Source organism: Pseudidiomarina xizangensis (assembly GCF_052541995.1).
Window position 1 is genome coordinate 184,359 of the sequence record NZ_JBOBQA010000002.1, and the last position, 19,299, is coordinate 203,657.

General features: G+C 50.5%; 17 protein-coding genes. 12 read left to right on the top strand and 5 right to left on the bottom strand.

The genetic code is table 11. From position 1 onward, the window contains the following. Positions 1-10: 10 nt before the first annotated feature. Complete coding sequence (locus tag ACQ5ES_RS08245) at positions 11-1,861, bottom strand: M1 family metallopeptidase (protein WP_445015720.1); 1,851 nt, start codon at positions 1,859-1,861, stop codon at positions 11-13. Positions 1,862-1,913: 52 nt separating this feature from the next. On the opposite strand from ACQ5ES_RS08245, the gene ACQ5ES_RS08250 reads away from it, so the two are divergent. The 4 genes from ACQ5ES_RS08250 to ruvX are packed head-to-tail and all read left to right on the top strand — an operon-like array spanning position 1,914 to position 4,653. Beyond that, positions 1,914-2,708 carry a 16S rRNA (uracil(1498)-N(3))-methyltransferase gene (locus tag ACQ5ES_RS08250; RefSeq protein ID WP_445015722.1) on the top strand — a complete coding sequence of 265 codons (795 nt, stop codon included), beginning with the start codon at positions 1,914-1,916 and terminating at the stop codon, positions 2,706-2,708. A 4-nt stretch (positions 2,709-2,712) separates the two neighbouring features. Next, positions 2,713-3,657, top strand: a complete 945-nt coding sequence (gshB, locus tag ACQ5ES_RS08255) for a glutathione synthase (protein WP_445015724.1) — start codon at positions 2,713-2,715, stop codon at positions 3,655-3,657. 7 nt (positions 3,658-3,664) lie between these two features. Next, complete coding sequence (locus ACQ5ES_RS08260; protein WP_445015726.1) at positions 3,665-4,231, top strand: YqgE/AlgH family protein; 567 nt, start codon at positions 3,665-3,667, stop codon at positions 4,229-4,231. After that, complete coding sequence (ruvX, locus tag ACQ5ES_RS08265; protein WP_445015728.1) at positions 4,228-4,653, top strand: Holliday junction resolvase RuvX; 426 nt, start codon at positions 4,228-4,230, stop codon at positions 4,651-4,653. Before ACQ5ES_RS08260 ends, ruvX begins: the two co-directional genes overlap by 4 nt. Positions 4,654-4,655: 2 nt before the next feature. Here ruvX and ACQ5ES_RS08270 read toward each other — a convergent pair whose 3' ends face one another. Next, complete coding sequence (locus tag ACQ5ES_RS08270; RefSeq protein WP_445015730.1) at positions 4,656-6,041, bottom strand: PhoH family protein; 1,386 nt, start codon at positions 6,039-6,041, stop codon at positions 4,656-4,658. Between the two features lie 168 nt (positions 6,042-6,209). Here ACQ5ES_RS08270 and ACQ5ES_RS08275 point away from each other — a divergent pair, with 168 nt between their 5' ends. Both ACQ5ES_RS08275 and ACQ5ES_RS08280 read left to right on the top strand, forming a co-directional pair. After that, on the top strand, positions 6,210-8,882 hold the full coding sequence (locus ACQ5ES_RS08275; RefSeq protein ID WP_445015732.1) for an SNF2-related protein: 2,673 nt from the start codon (positions 6,210-6,212) through the stop codon (positions 8,880-8,882). Next, positions 8,879-9,535, top strand: coding sequence for a pseudouridine synthase (locus tag ACQ5ES_RS08280; RefSeq protein WP_445015734.1), 657 nt, complete (start codon positions 8,879-8,881; stop codon positions 9,533-9,535). Before ACQ5ES_RS08275 ends, ACQ5ES_RS08280 begins: the two co-directional genes overlap by 4 nt. Here the strand turns inward: ACQ5ES_RS08280 and djlA are convergent. Further along, positions 9,507-10,295 carry a co-chaperone DjlA gene (djlA, locus tag ACQ5ES_RS08285; RefSeq protein WP_445015736.1) on the bottom strand — a complete coding sequence of 263 codons (789 nt, stop codon included), beginning with the start codon at positions 10,293-10,295 and terminating at the stop codon, positions 9,507-9,509. The genes ACQ5ES_RS08280 and djlA overlap by 29 nt on opposite strands. 15 nt (positions 10,296-10,310) lie before the next feature. Next, on the bottom strand, positions 10,311-11,318 hold the full coding sequence (locus ACQ5ES_RS08290; RefSeq protein ID WP_445015738.1) for an aminoglycoside phosphotransferase family protein: 1,008 nt from the start codon (positions 11,316-11,318) through the stop codon (positions 10,311-10,313). A gap of 90 nt (positions 11,319-11,408) precedes the next feature. Between ACQ5ES_RS08290 and ACQ5ES_RS08295 the strand changes: the two genes are divergently transcribed. From ACQ5ES_RS08295 to ACQ5ES_RS08320, 6 genes are read left to right on the top strand one after another with little or no spacing between them, the layout of a single operon-like run. Continuing rightward, entirely contained in the window at positions 11,409-13,688 is a 2,280-nt protein-coding gene (locus ACQ5ES_RS08295) for an LPS-assembly protein LptD (protein WP_445015740.1), read from the top strand. A gap of 9 nt (positions 13,689-13,697) precedes the next feature. Further along, the gene (gene surA, locus ACQ5ES_RS08300; RefSeq protein ID WP_445015742.1) at positions 13,698-14,990 is read left to right on the top strand and encodes a peptidylprolyl isomerase SurA; all 1,293 of its coding nucleotides are present in this window, start codon (positions 13,698-13,700) and stop codon (positions 14,988-14,990) included. Continuing rightward, positions 14,987-15,979, top strand: a complete 993-nt coding sequence (pdxA, locus tag ACQ5ES_RS08305; protein WP_445015744.1) for a 4-hydroxythreonine-4-phosphate dehydrogenase PdxA — start codon at positions 14,987-14,989, stop codon at positions 15,977-15,979. The genes surA and pdxA overlap by 4 nt, the downstream gene beginning before the upstream one ends. Next, the gene (rsmA, locus tag ACQ5ES_RS08310; RefSeq protein ID WP_445015746.1) at positions 15,976-16,785 is read left to right on the top strand and encodes a 16S rRNA (adenine(1518)-N(6)/adenine(1519)-N(6))-dimethyltransferase RsmA; all 810 of its coding nucleotides are present in this window, start codon (positions 15,976-15,978) and stop codon (positions 16,783-16,785) included. The genes pdxA and rsmA overlap by 4 nt, the downstream gene beginning before the upstream one ends. Beyond that, positions 16,782-17,162, top strand: coding sequence for a Co2+/Mg2+ efflux facilitator ApaG/CorD (apaG, locus tag ACQ5ES_RS08315; RefSeq protein ID WP_445015748.1), 381 nt, complete (start codon positions 16,782-16,784; stop codon positions 17,160-17,162). Before rsmA ends, apaG begins: the two co-directional genes overlap by 4 nt. A gap of 14 nt (positions 17,163-17,176) precedes the next feature. Next, positions 17,177-18,010: a symmetrical bis(5'-nucleosyl)-tetraphosphatase gene (locus tag ACQ5ES_RS08320; protein WP_445015750.1), complete on the top strand. Its 834-nt coding sequence runs from the start codon at positions 17,177-17,179 to the stop codon at positions 18,008-18,010. On the opposite strand, the gene tyrS is transcribed toward ACQ5ES_RS08320, so the two are convergent. Beyond that, entirely contained in the window at positions 18,007-19,209 is a 1,203-nt protein-coding gene (gene tyrS, locus ACQ5ES_RS08325) for a tyrosine--tRNA ligase (RefSeq protein ID WP_445015752.1), read from the bottom strand. The genes ACQ5ES_RS08320 and tyrS overlap by 4 nt on opposite strands. Positions 19,210-19,299: the final 90 nt, after the last annotated feature.

The window sequence follows — 19,299 nt, forward strand, 5'->3', positions numbered from 1 at the left end:
CCTTTTTCGCTTAGTTTTGCGGATACAACAAGGCTTCGTTAACGGATTGTGTCAACGGATGATAGCCAGGCTTCGCCTGTTGGTAGACATCGCGCGCCCACTTCAGGTTTTCCGGGGTCTTCGCCAGCTCTCGATACAACGGACTGACAAGCTTATTGCGGCCAATGGTAAGCAAGTAGTTACGTAAACGTTCGCGTGCTGGTTCATATTTTTTGGTAATCGCCAACTTTAACCAGGCATGGGCAATTTCGGCGTTCTTGCTTGCGGTCAAATCGTAGTCCTTATCCAAGCGTTGCATATTGGTACTTGAGATATCCAACGGCAAATTATTGATAAAGTGCAGCCACTCATGGGTCGTCCACTCCGCAGTTTGCAACTTGCCACCTTTCAACCATCGCTGCATTTGCTGTTCAACTTGCGCAAAAGCATCAGACTCAGGTTGCGGTGCGTCGGCAGGTAAACCTGGTTGATGGATCCACTCGTTGATTTTGTCCATGCTGACCACATTCGGGTACTTGGCCAGTAAGTTGCTTGCTATATAATCTTTAAACTCCGCGGTCGAAATACTTTCGAAAGCAAAGTCATCAAAGTACTGACGTAAAAAGGCATCAAACTTTTCCCGACCAAATTTGTTTTCCAGATAAACCAGGAATAGCTGCCCTTTCACATAAGGCACATTTGAAAAAACATCATCCGGGTGACGGGTGCCAAGGTCGATGTTGAGCACCGTATCTTCCGGCGCTAACCGCGACATATCAACCAACAGATCCTGATAGCCCAGCGCCAGTTCCATTTGTGCCCGACGCTCACCAAACAGCGCTTCCATGATGCGGTTTTCAACATAACTGGTAAAACCTTCGTTGATCCAGAGATCGCGCCAGCTGGCATTGGTAACAAGGTTGCCGGACCAGGAATGCGCCAACTCATGAGCAATCAGATTGATCAGTGAGCGATCGCCTGATACCACTGTGGGCGTAATAAATGACAAGCGTGGATTTTCCATACCGCCATAAGGAAAGCTAGGTGGCAGTACCAGTAAGTCATAGCGATCCCAGCGGTACGGACCGTACATTTCTTCGGTCGCTTCGATCATCGCCGGCGTGTCAGCCCATTCCCAGGCTGCTTCGTCAACAATGTAAGACTCTGCGAACACCGCCACGTTATCGCTAATCGATTTAATTTCCAGATCACCGGCGGCAATCGCGATCAGGTAAGGTGGTATTGGCTGCGGCATGGTGAAACTGTAGGAGCCGTCGCGATTGTCACTTAAGCTATTGTCGGCACTCATGACCGCCAACAAGCCTTTCGGTGTACGTAATTCCGCATTGTAAGTTAAGCGTAATGCGGGCGTATCCTGAATAGGAATCCAGCTGCGCGCATGGATCGGTTGCGACTGGCTGAACATAAAGGGATGCTTTTTGCCTGCGGTTTGCGCCGGTGTAAGCCATTGCAACCCACTGGCGGTTGGCGCTGTTTCATAGTGAATACGTAACTTGTCGCTGCTCTCACCAATCGCTACTGTCAGCTCCTGGCCTAAAGTCTCATGGGGTTCGCCTAGCGCAAAAGCAGTCTCCTGCCACGCGCCATCCTGCCAGACTTCGGTCTTGTGAATGCGCAGTTCGCGGGTATCAAGGTGAATGCTATCCGCCTCGCCGTGGCGTGCTAAATCGTAAGTCGCTGTGCCCGTAAGACGCTTCTCCGCGAAATCGATCGTCAGGTCTAACTCCAGATGTGGAGTCGTGACTTCATCAAGCTTAGCGTAACTGTGTGCATCCTGCGCCCAGACATTTGCTGATGAAGCTACCGCAGTGACAAGTGTAGCTGCACTCGCCCACTGAATCAGTTGCTGCTGTATCGCCATAAAAGGTTTCCTTCTGGTAAGATGATATCGTAAACGAAATTAGGACCATGTTATGCGAGTACCGCGAATTTATCATCCTTTAGCGACAAGTAGTGCTGAAATCAGCTCGACGAAGGCAGGACCGCCATCGCTTAGCGTTGGCCAGGAGATTGACCTGTGCGCCGAAGCGGCTAACCATGTCGGCCGTGTTTTGCGCATGCAGGAGGGGCAGCCCCTGCTGCTGTTTACCGGGGATGGTCAGGATTATCAGGCGGTTATCCTCGCAGCGTCGAAGAAAAACGTACGCGTAGAGATTACCGCAATGAACGCCAATGAAACTGAGTCACCGTTGAAGATCCATCTCGGACAAGGTGTTTCACGGGGCGATCGGATGGATTTTGTCTTACAAAAGTCCGTCGAACTTGGTGTGCACAGCATCACTCCACTGTTCACAGAGCGTTGTGGGGTAAAACTGAGCGGTGACCGATTGCAGAAAAAACAGCAGCAATGGCAGAAAGTTGTCATCGCCGCATGTGAACAAAGTGGTCGCAGTGTGGTGCCACAGGTTCATACACCTGTTAGCTTAGAAACCTGGCTCGGCCAACTTGGACCGGCACTAAGGCTAACACTTGATCCGCAAGCACAGAAAGCGCTACGCGAGCAAGAACTCACCAATTCTGAGGTGCAACTGCTGATTGGTCCGGAAGGCGGTTTAAGTGAACAAGAAATCGCGGCCGCAGCCGCAGCTGAGTTTCAGCCGGTACGCCTGGGCCCACGTGTATTACGTACAGAAACCGCAGCCTTAACGGCACTTAGTGTCATGCAATATCAGTTTGGCGATTTAGCGACGCCTTCAATGCAGGAGTAACCTTATGAAGTTAGCAATGATTATGGATCCCATTGCCACCGTGAAGACCTATAAAGACACTAGTTTCCGGTTGTTGCTTGAAGCGCAGGCACGGGGTTACGAATGCTTTTATCTGGAAATGTCCGATCTCTCCCTGATCGCTGGCAAACCCGTGGCGCGGGCGCGTAAGGTCTCGGTAGTTGATCAAGCCGAAGATTTTTACCACCTCGAGGGTGTTACCGAGCAGCCGTTGGCTGATTTTGACGTAATTATGATGCGTAAAGATCCGCCGTTCGATACCGAATTCCTGTATGTAACCTACATGCTCGAACTGGCTGAAGAAGCGGGAGCCTTAGTCGTCAATAAACCGCAGAGTTTACGTGACTGCAATGAAAAGCTCTTTACCGCCTGGTTCGCGCATCTTACCCCGCCGACCATTGTCACGCGCAACGCAGAACAAATCCGCAGCTTCCATCAGGAGCACAAAGATATTATTTTGAAGCCCCTGGACGGCATGGGCGGCGCGTCGATCTTTCGGGTTGGCAGCGACGGCAATAATCTGGGCGTTATTATCGAAACCCTGACTGCGCATGGCACCCAATTTGCTATGATTCAAAGGTATATGCCAGAAATTAAAGACGGCGATAAACGTATTCTCATCGTTGATGGTGAACCCATGCCTTATGCGTTGGCGCGCATTCCGTCGGCCGGGGAAACCCGCGGCAATCTGGCCGCAGGTGGCAGCGGCCGACCACAGCCATTGAGTGATAGCGACTGGGCGTTAGCGCGTGAAGTGGGGCCTGAACTGAAACGTCGCGGCCTGTTTTTAGTTGGACTCGACGTCATTGGTGACCGCATTACCGAGATTAATGTCACTAGCCCCACTTGCATGCGTGAGATCGAGACCGCATATGACATTAATATCGCCGGTAAACTATTTGAAGCCATCGAGGCACGCCGTAAGGCATAAGGCAGTTATGGAAGCATTAACGAATTTACAGAACCATTTCTTGATCGCCATGCCGACCATGGAAGATCCGTTCTTTCATCGCTCGGTCACTTATATTTGTGAGCACAATGAAGATGGCGCCATGGGTCTAGTGATCAACCAACCGGTTGAATTGAATGTCGCAAAGTTATTGGAACAACTTGAAATCGTGGTACCTGAGCATTCATTGATGTTCGATCGCCAGGTGTTTGCGGGCGGTCCGCTCGCCCGTGACCGTGGCTTTGTTCTGCACTCGCCTGACGAAGAGTGGCGCAGCTCGGCACGCATAAGTGACGAGATAATGATCACCACGTCGAAAGATATCCTCGAAGCAATGGGCAGCGGTAAGGCTCCAGACAAGTTTTTACTGACTCTCGGTTATGCTGGCTGGGACGCCGGACAGCTCGAACAAGAGTTAGCAGATAACAGCTGGCTAACGATTCCCGCGGACCCCGATATTTTGTTCAACACGCCGATCAGCGAACGCTGGCAGAAAGCCACCGAGAAGTTGGGTTTTCACGCCTGGCAACTTGGTCCCGGAGCTGGCCACGCATGAGTCAGCTGCTGGGCTTTGACTTTGGTACTCACAATATTGGCGTCGCCGTTGGTCAAACAATTACCGGTACCGCCTCGCCACTAGCAGCTCTTAAAGCGAAAGATGGTCAACCCGACTGGCAGCGCGTCGGTGCGATCATTCAAGAATGGCAACCGCAATCTTTGGTGGTGGGCTTACCGCTTAATATGGATGGCACAGAGCAACCACTTACCGATCTTGCGCGTAAATTTGCCAATCGTTTACACGGTAGATTTGGCCTACCCGTCGAGCTGCAGGACGAACGTTTAACCACGGTTGCTGCTAAGGAAGAGTTATTCGCCCGCGGTGGCTTTCGCCAGCTCAGTAAAGACAAGATCGACAGCGCTGCAGCACAACTGATTCTTGAAGACTACATGAGCCAGCTGCGTCAGCGCAGTCGCTAAAACTATAAATTTTCTTCAGCGTATTGCGCCAAACTACTGCGCACCACACCATTTAAGTTCACCGTGGCACTGCCTGGATAATCTTTAAAGCGCTCCACAATGTAGGTCAAACCTGAGGTCACCGCAGTCAGATAATAGCTGTCGATTTGCGCCAGATTACCCGAGCAAATGATTTTGGTGCCGGTACCACAGCGAGTAATAATTGTTTTCAGCTGCGAAGCGGTCAGGTTCTGCGATTCGTCCAATAACACAATAGCATTCTGAATGCTCCTCCCACGCATGAAATTCAATGACTTAAACTGAATGTTCGCTTTATTCATAATATAGTTCAGACTCGACTCCATGCTTTCGTCATTTTTATGCAGCACTTCCAACGAGTCCGTTATTGCCGCTAACCAAGGGGCCATTTTTTCTTCTTCGGTACCCGGTAAATAACCTATAGATTCCGCGATTTCCGGCGTATTCCGGGTGACGATGATTTTTTCATAAATGCCTTGCTCAATCACTAGCTCCAGCGCTGAAGCCAAAGCAAGTAAGGTCTTACCGCTGCCTGCAGGGCCTGTCAATATCACCAGATCAATACTTGGATCCAATAGCGCGTTCATCGCCATGGCTTGATAAATATTCTTCGGGTGAATGCCCCAAGCGTGATAGCTCATCATCCGTTCAAAACCTAGATCATGCAGCCGCACATGTTGCTCGTCGTAACCCACCACCTTGGCCGCAAAGAGCTCGGTTTCGTCAATCAAATATTGGTTACGAAATACCGTTGGCAGCACCTCTCGTTCGACCTCATGAAAGGTCTCGCGGCCTTCCTGTACACTCGTCACCTCGCCCACGTTTTGCCAAAAGTCGCCTTCCAGTTCCACAAAGCCTTTGGATAAAAAGCGAATATCATCGATCAGTTGGTCGGTACGGTAATCTTCAACATACTTCACGCCTGCGCCTTTTGCTTTTAGACGCATGTTGATGTCTTTGGTCACCAGCACGATCTTGGCATTCTTATGTCTCTTTTGTAATTCAATTGCGGCTTGGATAATGCGGTGGTCATTCTCCGAAAGGTTAAGCACTGAGTCGGTTTGCTTCAACTGATAATCTGGGAAAATTGCCAAGGTTCCTTCTGCGTGATGTGCGCCTTGCATACGACTCAAAGACACACCCTCGAGGATTTCTTCCGGACTGGCATCTTTTAACGCATCTTCGAGCGAGCGAATTGCTACTCGCGCTTCGCGGCTGACATCTTTATGGCGGTCTTTAATATTGTCGAGCTCCTCTAGCACGACCATGGGTATCACAACGTTATGTTCGTCAAAATTTAGAAAGGCGAGGGGCTCGTGGAGGAGAATGTTGGTGTCTAACAGATAATATTTGGACGTTGTTTCTGTCATGCGCGACCTCAAGCAGCTATAAAGTTTAATTATAATTTTGGCTTGCCATGCACTTTAAAGACTAGCGCAGTTTTCATGAAAATGGTGTGAACATTGAAAAAAATTTCGCTACCATGTGCGCCCTTGGTTTCAGCGCCAGCGAGCGTACTCAGTTGTAGAGGTTTTTGGATGTCAAAAGATAGCGTGCACACTTATGTGGTGGGTCAACGTTGGTTAAGTGAAACAGAATTGGAGCAAGGTTTAGGGTTATTAACCCAAGTCGAAGGCCGCATGCTCACCGTGCTGTTTCCGGCAACCGGTGAAATCCGCCACTATGCCAGCCAGCAGGCTCCGCTGGCCCGCTATCGATTGTTGCCTGATGATCGTGGTCAGCACGCTGATGGTTGGTTTTTTCGCGTAACTGATGTGGAAAACAGAGGCGGTATTCTACACTACACCGGCAAACGTGAAGATACGGCAGAAACCACCAGCTTGCCCGAGGCGCAACTTGCCGCGCAAGTCGCCACCCAGCATCCGTTAACCCGCATTCTCGCTGGTAAGACCGATCGCCTCGACATGTATCGACTGCGCCAGCAAGCGCAGCATCATTTACAACGCTGGCAACAATCATCGGTGGCAGGCTTACTCGGCGCGCGCGCAGAACTTTTACCACATCAGCTGTATATTGCCCATACGGTTGCCGACCGTTATCAACCACGAGTGCTGCTCGCTGACGAAGTTGGGCTGGGTAAAACCATTGAAGCCGGACTGATCTTACAGCGTCGGTTACTCAGTGGCCGCAGCCAGCGGGTGGTGCTGATTGTACCAGACAGTTTGTGCCATCAATGGCTGATCGAGCTGAAACGACGCTTTGCCTTAGCCTTTAGTTTGTTCGATCAAGAACGCTGTGAGCAAACCGTGGAGGAACACGATAATGTTTTTACGGCCGAGCAGTTGGTCGTGCTACCTCAAAGTCTGTTGCAAAGCGAGCGCTGGCAAGCGCAGCTGGCTGCCGCTGAATTCGACTTACTGATTGTCGATGAAGCTCATCGTATCGCTCCACAAACGGCCCACTTTACCCAACTGCAGCAACTTTGCGCGGCCATCCCCAGTGTGTTACTGCTGACGGCCACCCCTGAACAAGCCGGATTAGACAGTCACTTTGCCCGACTTCAGTTGCTCGACCCCGATCGTTTCCATTCGTTTAACGATTTTATGACTGAACAAGAAAGTTATCAGCAGCTAACCCCTTTGGCAGAGGTGTTGGCCAAAGTTGGTGCCGACAAGCTGCTCGATCGTTTGCTCGATCACTATGGTACCGGCCGGTTGATGTTCCGCAATAGCCGCGCCCATGTCGGTGGTTTTCCCGAACGGCAGTGCTATCCGGTTGCATTAGATGCGAATGATGACAATCCCTTCACTACTAAAGCCAGTTGGTTAAAACAGCTGTTGAGTGAACATAAATCTGACAAGTTTATTCTGATTTGTCACTCATCAGCTCAAGTGCAAGAGCTCTACGATTTCCTGCGCATCCAGCACGGTATACATGCAGCGGTGTTTCACGAAGGTATGAGCTTGCTTGAGCGTGATCGTGCCGCAGAGTTCTTTGCCAGTCCGGAAGATGGCTGTCCGATATTACTTTGTTCTGAAATTGGCAGCGAAGGCCGTAATTTTCAATTTGCTCATCACTTAGTGTTGTTTGATCTGCCCGAACACCCAGATCTACTCGAGCAACGCATTGGCCGTCTCGACCGTCTCGGACAAACTGAAACCGTACAAATTCATATTCCCTATTTAGCCGACAGCCGCGACGCGTACTTGTACCAATGGTATGAGGCCATGCAGGCATTTCGGTCCCCGAACGCGGTCGGTGCAATGCTTTACGATGACTTCCAGCAGCAGCTGCAAGCTTTCCTGACGGGCGACTATCATGATGAAGTTGGTTTTGCTGAGGTGCTTGAGGCAACCGCCCAACGTGCCGAGCAACTACGTGAGCAGATTAAACAAGGCCGTGATCGCTTGCAGGAACTCAATGCCTATCGGCCCCAGCAAGCTGAAGCGATCCTGGCAACGATAGCAGCAGATGAACGTCAACAGGAACTGACAGATTTCATGCACGATTTCTGGACTCGATTCGGTCTCGATTATGACGAACTAAATGCCGATAGTGGTTGGTTACGACCGACAGAACATATGCGCATTCAACTGCCTGGTTTACCCGATGATGGCCTCACCGTGACGTTTTCGCGCGACTATGCGCTGGCCAATGAACAGGTCGAATTCCTCAGTTGGGATCATCCGCAAGTACAACATGCATTGGAGTTACTGAGTAATGACAGTTTTGGTAGCACTTGCGTGGCTTTGATGCAAAATCGTGCACTACCTGCCGGGGCATGGTTTATTGAACTGACCTACATCAGTCAACTGACCACAGCGCCAGAGTTGGTGGCTCACGAGTTTTATCCTCAGCAAGCAATTCGTATTCTGCTGGATAGCCAGGGTCGTGACCTAACGTCACGAGTCCAAACGGCAGCCTTCGATAAGCAACTGCTATTCGTCGACAAGAAGCAAGCCCGCGCCTTGTTACAAGAACTGCGGCAAAGTATACAACAGCATATTCACAGTGCGTGGCAGCCGGCCGAAGCACAACAACAGCTGCTGCTGGAACAGGCGCAGCAAGTGCTCGAACAGCGCATGGCAAGTGCTCAACAACGCTTGCAGGAACTGCAACAACGCAACCCTACGGTACGGCAGAGTGAAGTTGATGCACTAAGCTCACGCCAGCTGCAGTTAACGGCAGCTATTGTAAAACCAATGCTGCAGCTGGACAGTGTCCGTATCGTGGTCAACTCACCCGAATGACCTTACTTCGCTACGAGCCGCCAACCGATCCCTATCTGGAAATTGTCCACCGTGACGAAGCCATTGTGGTGCTCAATAAGCCACCAGGGTTGTTAAGCGTGCCAGGCAAAGATCCTGCCCATCGTGATTCAGTCTGGACGCGGGTGACTCGGGTTTTGCCGGGCGCGCGGGTGGTACATCGGCTGGATATGGCAACTTCGGGTTTAATCGTTCTGGCACTACATAAAACTGCGCAGGCCTACCTGCAACGGCAGTTTGAGCAACGCAAAGTTCATAAGTACTACCGCGCCCGCGTGGCCGGCAAGCTGCCGGCGACAACAGGGATTATTGACTTAGCAATGCGTTGTGACTGGCCCAACCGGCCGCGACAAATGATCGATTTGCTGGAAGGACGGCAAGCGCAAACACGCTATCAAGTACTTGGTTTTGACGGCCAATCGAGTGAGGTCATGTTATTTCCGATTACTGGACGTTCACACCAGCTACGTGTGCACATGCAGGTATTGGGAACACCGATCCTCGGGGATAAATTCTATGCTGATGCGACAGCTTACGCTGCCGCACCGCGCTTACTTCTGCATGCTGAAGAGATCGGTTTTCAGCATCCGCTAAGTGGCCAGCCCGTTAACTTTCACTGCCCTGCTGACTTTTAATAACTTCATAGGCAGCCTGAATTTCTTGCGCTTTCTCTTGTGCTGACGCTCGCATTTCTTCCGGCAGACCCTGCGCCGCTAATTTATCCGGATGATGTTTAGCCATAAGCTTGCGATAAGCTTTCTTCACCTCTGCAAAGCTAGCCTTACGCTCAACCCCGAGTACCGCGTAAGCATCATCGATTTGACTCGCTTGCGTCGCACCATTGGCACCGCCGCGTCCACCGCGGAAGCGCTGCCCTGCTTGCGCCATTTGTAACCAGACATCGAGTTGCGCACGGCGAAAACCGAGTGCCTGAGTGATACGCAACAGCACATCGTACTCAGCCTGATCCAACTTGCCATCGTGCAACGCTACAATCAAAATTTGCTCGATGAAAAATTGCAAAATATCGCGCCGCCAAGCGACTTGGCGACGAAATTCACTGACTTTATTGACCAACGGGTAATCAGCTTTTTTACCCTCACGAAACGCTTCCTGCGCACGGTTGCGGGCATCATCACTTAGCTTGAGGTGCTGCATCAGCGCATTCACATAATCGATATCTTGCTCGGTCACCCGACCTTTCGACTTTGCCAAGTGCCCCAGCACTGCGAACAGGGTATCGACAAACAGGTGTTGATTGACTACACCACCCTGCCGCATTGACTGTTGCAACGCACGATCAAACCAATGCCCAATCAGTACACCCAGAAATAGACCTGGTAATTTTAAAAATAGGTAACCGAAGAAACCGCCAAGCACTTTACCCCAAAACATGCATACTCCTCGTACTTAATCCAATGCCGCCAAAGCGGGCAAAATTCGATCTGTTAATAACATGCGAAAATCTTTGAATTCCGCGTAGATAGCAGCAATATCGTGGAGATATGCCAGATTTCTCGGTATATCCTGCACGTATCCTGGGTTTCCATCGCGTCGATAGCGGCGCGCAAATAAACCGCTGGCATAGGCATGGCGCTGCAAGCCCATCAGGTCAAACCAACGTTGCCAGGTCACCTCATCTACATCTAATCCCAAATCGCCACGCTCGCGACGCAAGTAGTCAAAACAGTCCTTCGATAATCGGCGCACCTGCTCATCTGGCCAACGTACGTAACAGTCACGCAGTAAACTCACTACATCATAAGTGATCGGCCCAACCACCGCATCATGAAAACCCGTATAAGCCAGTGATTTATCTCCTTGTACCAGCACATTGCGGGCATGGAATTTGCGATGCACTCCGACTTGCGGTTGTGCTTCCGCGTTTGCAATCAACGCCGCACAGAAATCTTGCCAAACTTTTTGCTCAGCTGCAGTAAACTCGATTTGTAAGTGAGCCTCTACTAACCATTCGTACATGAGGTCAAGTTCAGCCTGTAATTGCTCACCGTTAAACTTTGGCAGCGCGCCATCCTGCGTTTCCCGGACCGTCATAATATCGGCAAGGTCAACGAATACTTTGGCATACCAGTCGCTCAGTGATGCTTCGCTCAAATGGCTCAATAACAAGCTTGAACCCAGGTCGGTCATCAGCATAAAGCCGTGCTGTTCGTTAACCGCGACTAACTCGGGCACCGCCACACTGCGTTCGCTGTAAGCATCTGCCACTGCCAGATAATTGTTCAGTGCCGCCTCGGTGTTCATGGTATCGATCGCAATCAAACTGCGCAGCCCGTCGTGGGTGCGGTAATATCGCCATGGCCTCGCATCACCAAAAACCGGTTGCAGATCTTGCTGGGGATAGCCAGTCACGGCCTCGCACCACGCCTGCAACTTAACCTCTCGCTTATTTTCCACGCTATTTCCTCGCTCACAAATGGCAGGCAAAGTAATTTTGCTTTATCATACCTTCCACATTGTTAAGGACAAAGTTGAGTCATCACTAACATGCATTCATTTATTCGCAGAGCCTGCTGGGGCATCAGCCTTTATTTATGCGGCACCATTGCGGTCTCAGCGCAAACACAGGATAACTCAGCAGTTCTCGCTCAGTGTCCCGTGCGTGCACCATTATTCCAATTAGATGAACTCAAACCTATCCTTAACCTTAGCACCGATGCCATCGGCGTCCGAGCAAATCAGGCCAACATTGACTCGGAAACTTCAATTGCCTCCTTCACCGGCAATGTTGAAGTGCAGTTCAACGACCAATACTTATTAACTGAACAAGCTACTGTGAACCAAGCTACGGGCAATATCAATGCCAGTGGCGCAACCCGTTTCACTGACGGCTACGTGCAAGTAGCGAGCGAGAATTTCCGGCTTAATTCAGGTAGTAACCGCGCTTATTTAGCTGGCGCCGAGTATCAACTGATGAATACCGGCGCACATGGTACGGCGAGCATTCTCTCTATTGCTCCGGAACAAGTTTTACTCGAAGGTTCGACCTTCACCACCTGTCCAACCGATGACCCGGCGTGGCAATTGAGTGCCGAAGAGATTAGCATCAATGAAGACGAGGCTTGGGGTGAAGCCTGGCACGCCAAGTTTGAGTTGTTTGGGGTACCGGTGTTGTATGTGCCTTACCTGAACTTTCCAATTACTGACGCGCGCAAAACCGGTTTTTTGTTTCCGACTATCCGCTCCTCGCAAAAAAATGGCTTTGAATTCGAATTACCTTATTACATCAATATTGCGCCGGATCAGGATGCCACCCTAACTCCACGCTACATGGCCGAACGTGGCTTACAGATGCAAGCCGAATATCGAGTGCTGACAGAAGATGGCTTCGGACAACTTAATGTCGCCTACCTGAACCAGGACGACAGTTTAGCGACTTCCGACTCTCGCTACTTATGGCGGGTCGAACATGCACAAAACTGGAGTCAGCACTGGCGCTCGTACATTAATGCATTAGACATCAGTGACGATGATTACCTAAATGACTTGGGTAGTGCTTTTGCCAGTCGCGCCGATGCTCAGATTTATCGACATGCCCGGGTAGATTATTTGGACGACAACATACAGGTTATGTTGCGTGCGGAAGATTTTGAGATCCTGGGGAACTATCGCTCGCCTTATCGCACCGTGCCGCAAATTCTCGGTCAGGCTGAATGGCAAGGTCCAAGTATCCTCTCTTACGGCGTTTTTTCCGAGTTGACCCATTTTCGCAATCAGCAAGATAGCCGCGACTACGCCTCACGTTTCCATATCGAACCGCAAGTAAATTTAGCAATCGAAAAACCGGCCTACGATTGGTTAACCGAACTTAGCTACAGTTACACCTATTATGACCAAGCTGCTACAGAAGGTGGTTTGAGCGAGAATCCATCGCGCGGTTTGCCACAATTCCGCATGCGCGGACGGTTAAACTTAGAGCGCGACTTCAACTGGGATAACGTCAACTACCGGCAGACTCTGCAGCCCCAAATACAGTACTTATATGTGCCCTACCGCGAACAGGCGGATATTGGCATCTATGATTCAACCTTGATGCAAGATGACTATCGCGGCCTGTTTCGGGCCCGTCGCTTTTCTGGACTCGATCGTATTGCCGATGCCAATCAAGTCACCATTGGTGCTTCAACCAGCGTCTACAACGACAGTGCGCGTGAATTGATGCGCTTTAGTGTCGGTCAAATTTACTATTTCGACGACAGTCGGGTAAATCTCTTTGATGAAGCGAGCCAAGTTTCCGATGATCGTTCCGATTTAGCTTTTGAAGCACGTTTTCGTCTCGGCCAGCGCTGGTTTGTTAACGGTGCAGTGCAGTACGACCTCGAGCAGGAAAACACCCGTAAGAGTCAAACTGCGGTTGAGTATCGCGTCAATGAGAGTAACCTCGTGCAGCTAAGTCACCGACAGGTGACCAATATTCTTAACGATGATATCGAACAATTGGGCCTGCAGACGGTCTACCAACTGAATACAAAATGGCAGTTTGCCAGTAATTGGTACTACGATTTGCAGCAGAAGCGTACCAACGACGCACTTCTTGCGTTACAGTACAACGACTGTTGTTGGGCTGTGCGCGTGAGTGCTTATCGTCGCATCAATCGCAATCTTGAATTACAACAATTTGATCCACTATTGGGTGAACCTGAGTTCGATAATGGGGTCAGTATACAATTCATAATTAAGGGGCTGGGCTCTGACAATGGTAATCTGCTGGAACTTATAGAGCAGAGCTTATTTGGTTATCGCCACCCGTTTTATTTAAGCAACTAGGTAGTTTTCATGAACAAGATGTTGAAGATAGTGAGCATTGCATGGCTAGCAATCGCAAGCAGCGTAGTATCCGTGCAAGCCAATGAAGTGCTCGACCGTGTCGCAGTTATCGTAAATGACGGCGTGATTTTGCAAAGCGAAGTCAATGCCATGTTGGCACAGATCAAGCGCAATGCTGCCGAGCAGGAAATGAGCTTACCCGGCGATAAAGTGCTGCGTGTGCAGGCTATCGACCGTCTGGTATTGCAAGAAGTGCAACTACAAATCGCCCGCCGCGCCGGTATTGAAGTCAGTGACGCACAACTTGAGCAAACTATTCAGGGCATCGCCCAAGAATCAAATATGACGGCTGATCAACTACGCAATGAAATCGAGCGTCTTGGCAGCACCTGGTCAAGTTACCGCGAGTCAATACGCAAAGAGATGATGTTAGGCGAAGTTCAACGTAGCGCCGTACGCGAGCGCGTTTACATCTCACCACAAGAAATTCAAAACCTCTCGCAACTGCTTGAAGAAGTTAACGAGAAAGAAGTCGAATACCGTTTAAGTCACATCCTTGTTGGTTTACGTGACGGTAGCAACGGGGATGAAGTGCAAGACGCGCGCGAACGTGTCGAACAGCTCCTAGAACTGTTGCGCGACGGTGCCGACTTTGCCTCAACTGCCGTATCTTCTTCGTCAGGCTCACGCGCTTTAGAAGGCGGTGACATGGGTTGGATGAACATTAACGCAATGCCAACGTTATTCGCCGAAGCGGTACGCGACAAACGTCAAGGTGATCTCATTGGTCCGATCAAAAGTGGAGTTGGTTTCCATATCCTGAAAGTGACTGATACCCGTGGTTTAGAGACCGTTGAAGTTGAAGAAACAAAGGCCCGCCATATTCTTCTGCAGCCGTCAGTGATTCTGTCCGACAAACGTGCCAAAGAAAAGCTAGCAGAAATTCGTCAGCAAATTATTGCTGGCGAGGCGAGTTTTGAGGACATGGCGCGCGAGCATTCTTCAGATCCTGGCTCCGCTAGTCAGGGTGGCGACCTAGGCTGGTCGCAAACCGATGTTTATGATCCAGCGTTCAAGCAAGTCATCGATAACGCAGAAGTCGGCGTTATCAGCGAACCTTTTAAGTCGCAGTTCGGTTGGCACATTGTTGAGGTTCTCGACCGCCGCACTCAGGATGCAACCGAGCGCAGCAAGAAAAATCGCGCTTATCAACTGTTGTTCCGTCGTAAGTATCAGGAAGAATTAGAAAACTGGCAGCAAGAAATCCGCGACCAAGCTTATATTGAACAGGTTACTAAATGAGTCTAAAACGCATCGCCTATAGTTCTGGCGAGCCAGCGGGTATTGGACCTGACATCGCACTGTATCTAGTACAGGAAGTGGCAAAACAGCAATGGCCCTGCGAATTGGTGATACTTGGCAATAAGCAACTCCTTCAAGACCGAGCCCACCAGCTCGGTCTTGTCGTTTCCTGTGAAGATTATGACGTCAACCGGCCGCCACAACGTTGGCCGCAGGGAACCTTGTTGGTCGCAGAACATGAACTCGCAACGCCCGTCCAGAGCGGTCAGCTTAACCCAGCGAACAGCCCTTATGTGCTGAGCATACTGCGCCGCGCTGGCGAAGGTTGCATGAGCGGTGAGTTCGATGCAGTAATGACAGGACCAGTGCACAAAGGCGTAATTAACGCCGCTGGGATCCCATTTAGCGGACATACTGAGTTTTTCGCTGAACTTAGTAACACCAAACAAGTGGTGATGATGCTTGCTACCGAAGGGCTGCGCGTAGCTCTGGTCACCACACACTTGCCATTAAGCAAGGTTCCTGCAGCCATTACGCAACCATTAATCGAGAGCGTTACCGAAATTGTTGCGCGTGAGCTCGACCAACGTTTCCAATGCCGCCAACCCAAGCTATTGTTGTGTGGACTTAACCCGCACGCCGGTGAACAAGGTCATCTTGGCCGCGAAGAAATCGAACATATCGAACCTGCGCTTACTGCGTTGCAGGGGCGCGGTATTGACGTCAGCGGCCCATGGCCTGCCGATACTGTGTTCCAGCCCCACTATTTGGAGAGCGCCGATGCAGTCATTGCGATGTATCACGATCAGGGCCTGCCCGTGCTAAAATATCGGGGCTTCGGCAATGCCGTAAATATTACTCTCGGCTTGCCCTTTGTTCGCACTTCGGTCGACCACGGTACCGCCCTGGATAAGGCTGGCACCGGCAAGATTGCCATCGGCAGCGCTTGCTACGCTTTAGAGACCGCACTAACCATGGTAACGGAATGACAAAAACGCACTTGGGACACCGCGCACGCAAGCGCTTTGGACAAAACTTCCTGCACGACACCTTCGTGATTGATGCCATCGTTGATGCAATTAATCCGCAAAAAGACGAGCAACTGGTCGAGATTGGCCCTGGACTTGCTGCCCTCACCGAACCGGTTTGTGATCGTATCGATCACCTTACCGTGGTTGAACTTGATCGCGATTTGGCCGATCGCCTCGAGCAGCACCCGTTTTTACAGCAAAAGCTTAGCGTTTACCGTGGCGATGCCTTAAAAACCGACTTCCATCAGTTTCGACAAGACGGTCAGAAATTAAGGGTATTCGGGAACCTTCCGTATAACATCTCGACCCCCATTATTTTTCATTTGCTCGACCAGATGGATGCCATCGCCGACATGCACTTTATGCTGCAGAAAGAAGTGGTGGAACGCTTAGCGGCTGAGCCTGGCACCAAAGCCTACGGTCGCTTGACTGTTGCCGTGCAACAAGCTTGTGCAGTGGAGCCCGTACTGGCGGTTCCAGCAGGTGCGTTTACCCCCCCGCCGAAAGTAGAATCTGCGGTGGTACGACTCACCCCTTACACTGAACCTCCGCATCCAGTTCATGATTTCAAAACTTTGCAGAAAATTTGCTTAATTGCGTTTAATCAGCGGCGCAAAACAATCCGCAATAATTTTAAAAGGCATATTGACGAAGAACAACTCGAAGCTTTGGGTATCGACCCTGGCGCACGCCCAGAAACTTTATCAGTGGCCGACTTTTGTCGCCTTGCCAACTGGTACTATGAAAACCAAGGTGCCTTATGAGTAACAGTATGAGCAAAATTCGTATCGAGGTAAAAACACACTATCTAGCGGCGCAGTCGGCCCCAGATAATGGTCAGTATGTTTTTGCTTACACCATTACCATTAGCAACGATGGTGAGCAATCTGTACAGCTGCTCAATCGCGCTTGGCGCATCACCGATGCTGATCACAAAATCACCCGCGTCGCAGGTGATGGGGTGGTCGGCCAGCAACCGAACATTGCCACCGGCGAATCTTTTAGCTATACCAGCGGCACAGTGTTAGCTACTCCTATCGGTACGATGGAAGGTCATTACGGTATGGTTGCTGCTGACGGTGAAAAGTTTGAAGTGAAGATCCCGTCATTTCGACTTGCCGTGCCCAACATTCTGCACTAACTCGGGAGTACCAAATGGCACGCTATTTTGTCGGCGATTTGCAAGGTTGCGTCAACCAACTTGATGAACTGCTGGCAGCCGTAAAATTCGATACTCGTTTTGACGAGCTCTGGTGTGTCGGCGATTTTGTCGCCCGTGGGCCAGATTCATTGGCGTGTTTGCAACGTTTGCGCGACTTGGGTGATGCCGCCAAATGCGTACTTGGTAATCACGACCTGAATTTACTGGCGGTATTAACCGGAATCCGCAAAGCCAACCGCAAAGATAAACTGGCTGCCATTTTGACACTGCCTGAAGCGCAGCAGCAAGAATGGATCGAATTTCTGGTGCGACAACCCTTACTTCGTCAGGCTGATGATGTGGTGATGACCCATGCTGGCATCTACCCGCAGTGGTCCCTTGCCGAAGCTGCAGAACTCGCTGAGGAAGTCAGCATTAGCTTGCAACGCGCCTGGCGGAATCAGAAACTGCCGCAATGGCTGCAGAAAATGTATGGCAACGAACCACCCTGCTGGTCACCGCAGTTAACCGGTCCAAATCGTATCCGTTTTATTATTAATGCCTTCACTCGTATGCGTTTTCTAGATGCGCAACATTGCTTAGACTTGGATGCCAAAGACGCTCCGTCGAAAGATACCGAAGCTGATGGACTGCAACCTTGGTTTGTGTTTTGGCAGCCGCAACCGGTCACATTGGTGTTCGGCCACTGGGCGGCGTTGCAAGGCGAGACCGGTCGCGATGACGTTATCGGCTTGGATACCGGCTGTGTTTGGGGTGAACATATGACACTGTTGCGCTGGCCCGATGGCCAGCGCTGGCAGGCAAAAAATCCTGGAGCGTCGGTTTAAGCCACGTTTACCCGCGCAAACTTGCGTTTACCGACCTGATACACAGCTGACGTGCCAACGGTAATCATTTGCTTAGTATCAGTAACTTTCTCACCGTCAATTTTCACTGCATTTTGCTTGATCATACGCATAGCATCAGAGGTTGAATTGACTAATTTCGCTTCCTTCAACAAGTGACAAATCCCGATTTCGCCCTCAGCGGTGCTTACTGAAACTTCTGGCATATCATCGGGAATAGCATTCTTACTGAAGCGTTGCACAAAGTCTTGTTCGGCAGCTTCCGCGGCTGCAGCATCATGAAAACGGGTTATGATTTCTTTTGCCAACAGCACCTTAAAGTCACGTGGATTAGCACCCTCGCTAACCGCTTGTTTGAATTGCGCCAACTCTTCTAACGGGCGGAAACTCAACAATTCAAAGTAACGCCACATGAGCTCGTCAGACACGGACATCAGCTTGCCAAACATGTCGTTCGCGGGCTCGGTAATACCGACGTAATTGCCCAACGACTTTGACATCTTCTGCACGCCGTCAAGCCCCTCGAGTAACGGAACCATGATTACGGTTTGCGGAATTTGTCCTTCGTCTTTTTGCAGTTCGCGGCCCATTAACAAATTGAAACGCTGATCGGTACCGCCAAGCTCAACGTCAGCCCGCAACGCCACCGAGTCCCAACCTTGCACCAGTGGATACAAAAACTCGTGGATCGCGATCGGTTGACCGCTGGCATAACGCTTTTTAAAGTCGTCACGTTCCAACATGCGCGCTACGGTTTGTCGTGCCGCCAGTTTAATCATGCCGTCAGAACCCAACTCATTCATCCACTCGGAATTAAACCGAATTTGGGTTTTGCTCGGGTCAAGTATTTTGAATACTTGTTCTTTATAGCTCTGAGCATTAGCAACAACGTCCTCGCGGGACAACGGCTTACGCGTTACATTTTTTCCCGTTGGGTCACCGATCATACCGGTGAAATCTCCGATCAAAAACACGATGTCGTGGCCCAAGTCCTGAAACGCCCGCATTTTGTTAATCAACACGGTATGGCCAAGGTGCAAATCTGGCGCTGTCGGATCAAAGCCAGCCTTGATCACCAAAGGCTTGCCTTTTGCGAGCTTATCTTTAAGTTCGTCGGCGAGCAGAATTTCTTCTGTACCTCGTGCTATCTCTGCAAACGCATCCGCCGCTGGTTTTGTCATTACTTTCATACTCCTAAGCTATAGACCCTGACGCGGTAAACTTCCCGAAACGTTGCATTGTATGCTATTTAACACGGTCTTTTAAGCGGA

Excerpts from the sequence above, each read along its gene's own strand:
- ACQ5ES_RS08245 (WP_445015720.1), bottom strand. The coding sequence starts at position 1,861 with ATGGCGATACAGCAGCAACTGATTCAGTGGGCGAGTGCAGCTACACTT.
- ACQ5ES_RS08250 (WP_445015722.1), top strand. The coding sequence starts at position 1,914 with ATGCGAGTACCGCGAATTTATCATCCTTTAGCGACAAGTAGTGCTGAA.
- gshB (WP_445015724.1), top strand. The coding sequence starts at position 2,713 with ATGAAGTTAGCAATGATTATGGATCCCATTGCCACCGTGAAGACCTAT.
- ACQ5ES_RS08260 (WP_445015726.1), top strand. The coding sequence starts at position 3,665 with ATGGAAGCATTAACGAATTTACAGAACCATTTCTTGATCGCCATGCCG.
- ruvX (WP_445015728.1), top strand. The coding sequence starts at position 4,228 with ATGAGTCAGCTGCTGGGCTTTGACTTTGGTACTCACAATATTGGCGTC.
- ACQ5ES_RS08270 (WP_445015730.1), bottom strand. The coding sequence starts at position 6,041 with ATGACAGAAACAACGTCCAAATATTATCTGTTAGACACCAACATTCTC.
- ACQ5ES_RS08275 (WP_445015732.1), top strand. The coding sequence starts at position 6,210 with ATGTCAAAAGATAGCGTGCACACTTATGTGGTGGGTCAACGTTGGTTA.
- ACQ5ES_RS08280 (WP_445015734.1), top strand. The coding sequence starts at position 8,879 with ATGACCTTACTTCGCTACGAGCCGCCAACCGATCCCTATCTGGAAATT.
- djlA (WP_445015736.1), bottom strand. The coding sequence starts at position 10,295 with ATGTTTTGGGGTAAAGTGCTTGGCGGTTTCTTCGGTTACCTATTTTTA.
- ACQ5ES_RS08295 (WP_445015740.1), top strand. The coding sequence starts at position 11,409 with ATGCATTCATTTATTCGCAGAGCCTGCTGGGGCATCAGCCTTTATTTA.
- surA (WP_445015742.1), top strand. The coding sequence starts at position 13,698 with ATGAACAAGATGTTGAAGATAGTGAGCATTGCATGGCTAGCAATCGCA.
- pdxA (WP_445015744.1), top strand. The coding sequence starts at position 14,987 with ATGAGTCTAAAACGCATCGCCTATAGTTCTGGCGAGCCAGCGGGTATT.
- rsmA (WP_445015746.1), top strand. The coding sequence starts at position 15,976 with ATGACAAAAACGCACTTGGGACACCGCGCACGCAAGCGCTTTGGACAA.
- apaG (WP_445015748.1), top strand. The coding sequence starts at position 16,782 with ATGAGTAACAGTATGAGCAAAATTCGTATCGAGGTAAAAACACACTAT.
- ACQ5ES_RS08320 (WP_445015750.1), top strand. The coding sequence starts at position 17,177 with ATGGCACGCTATTTTGTCGGCGATTTGCAAGGTTGCGTCAACCAACTT.
- tyrS (WP_445015752.1), bottom strand. The coding sequence starts at position 19,209 with ATGACAAAACCAGCGGCGGATGCGTTTGCAGAGATAGCACGAGGTACA.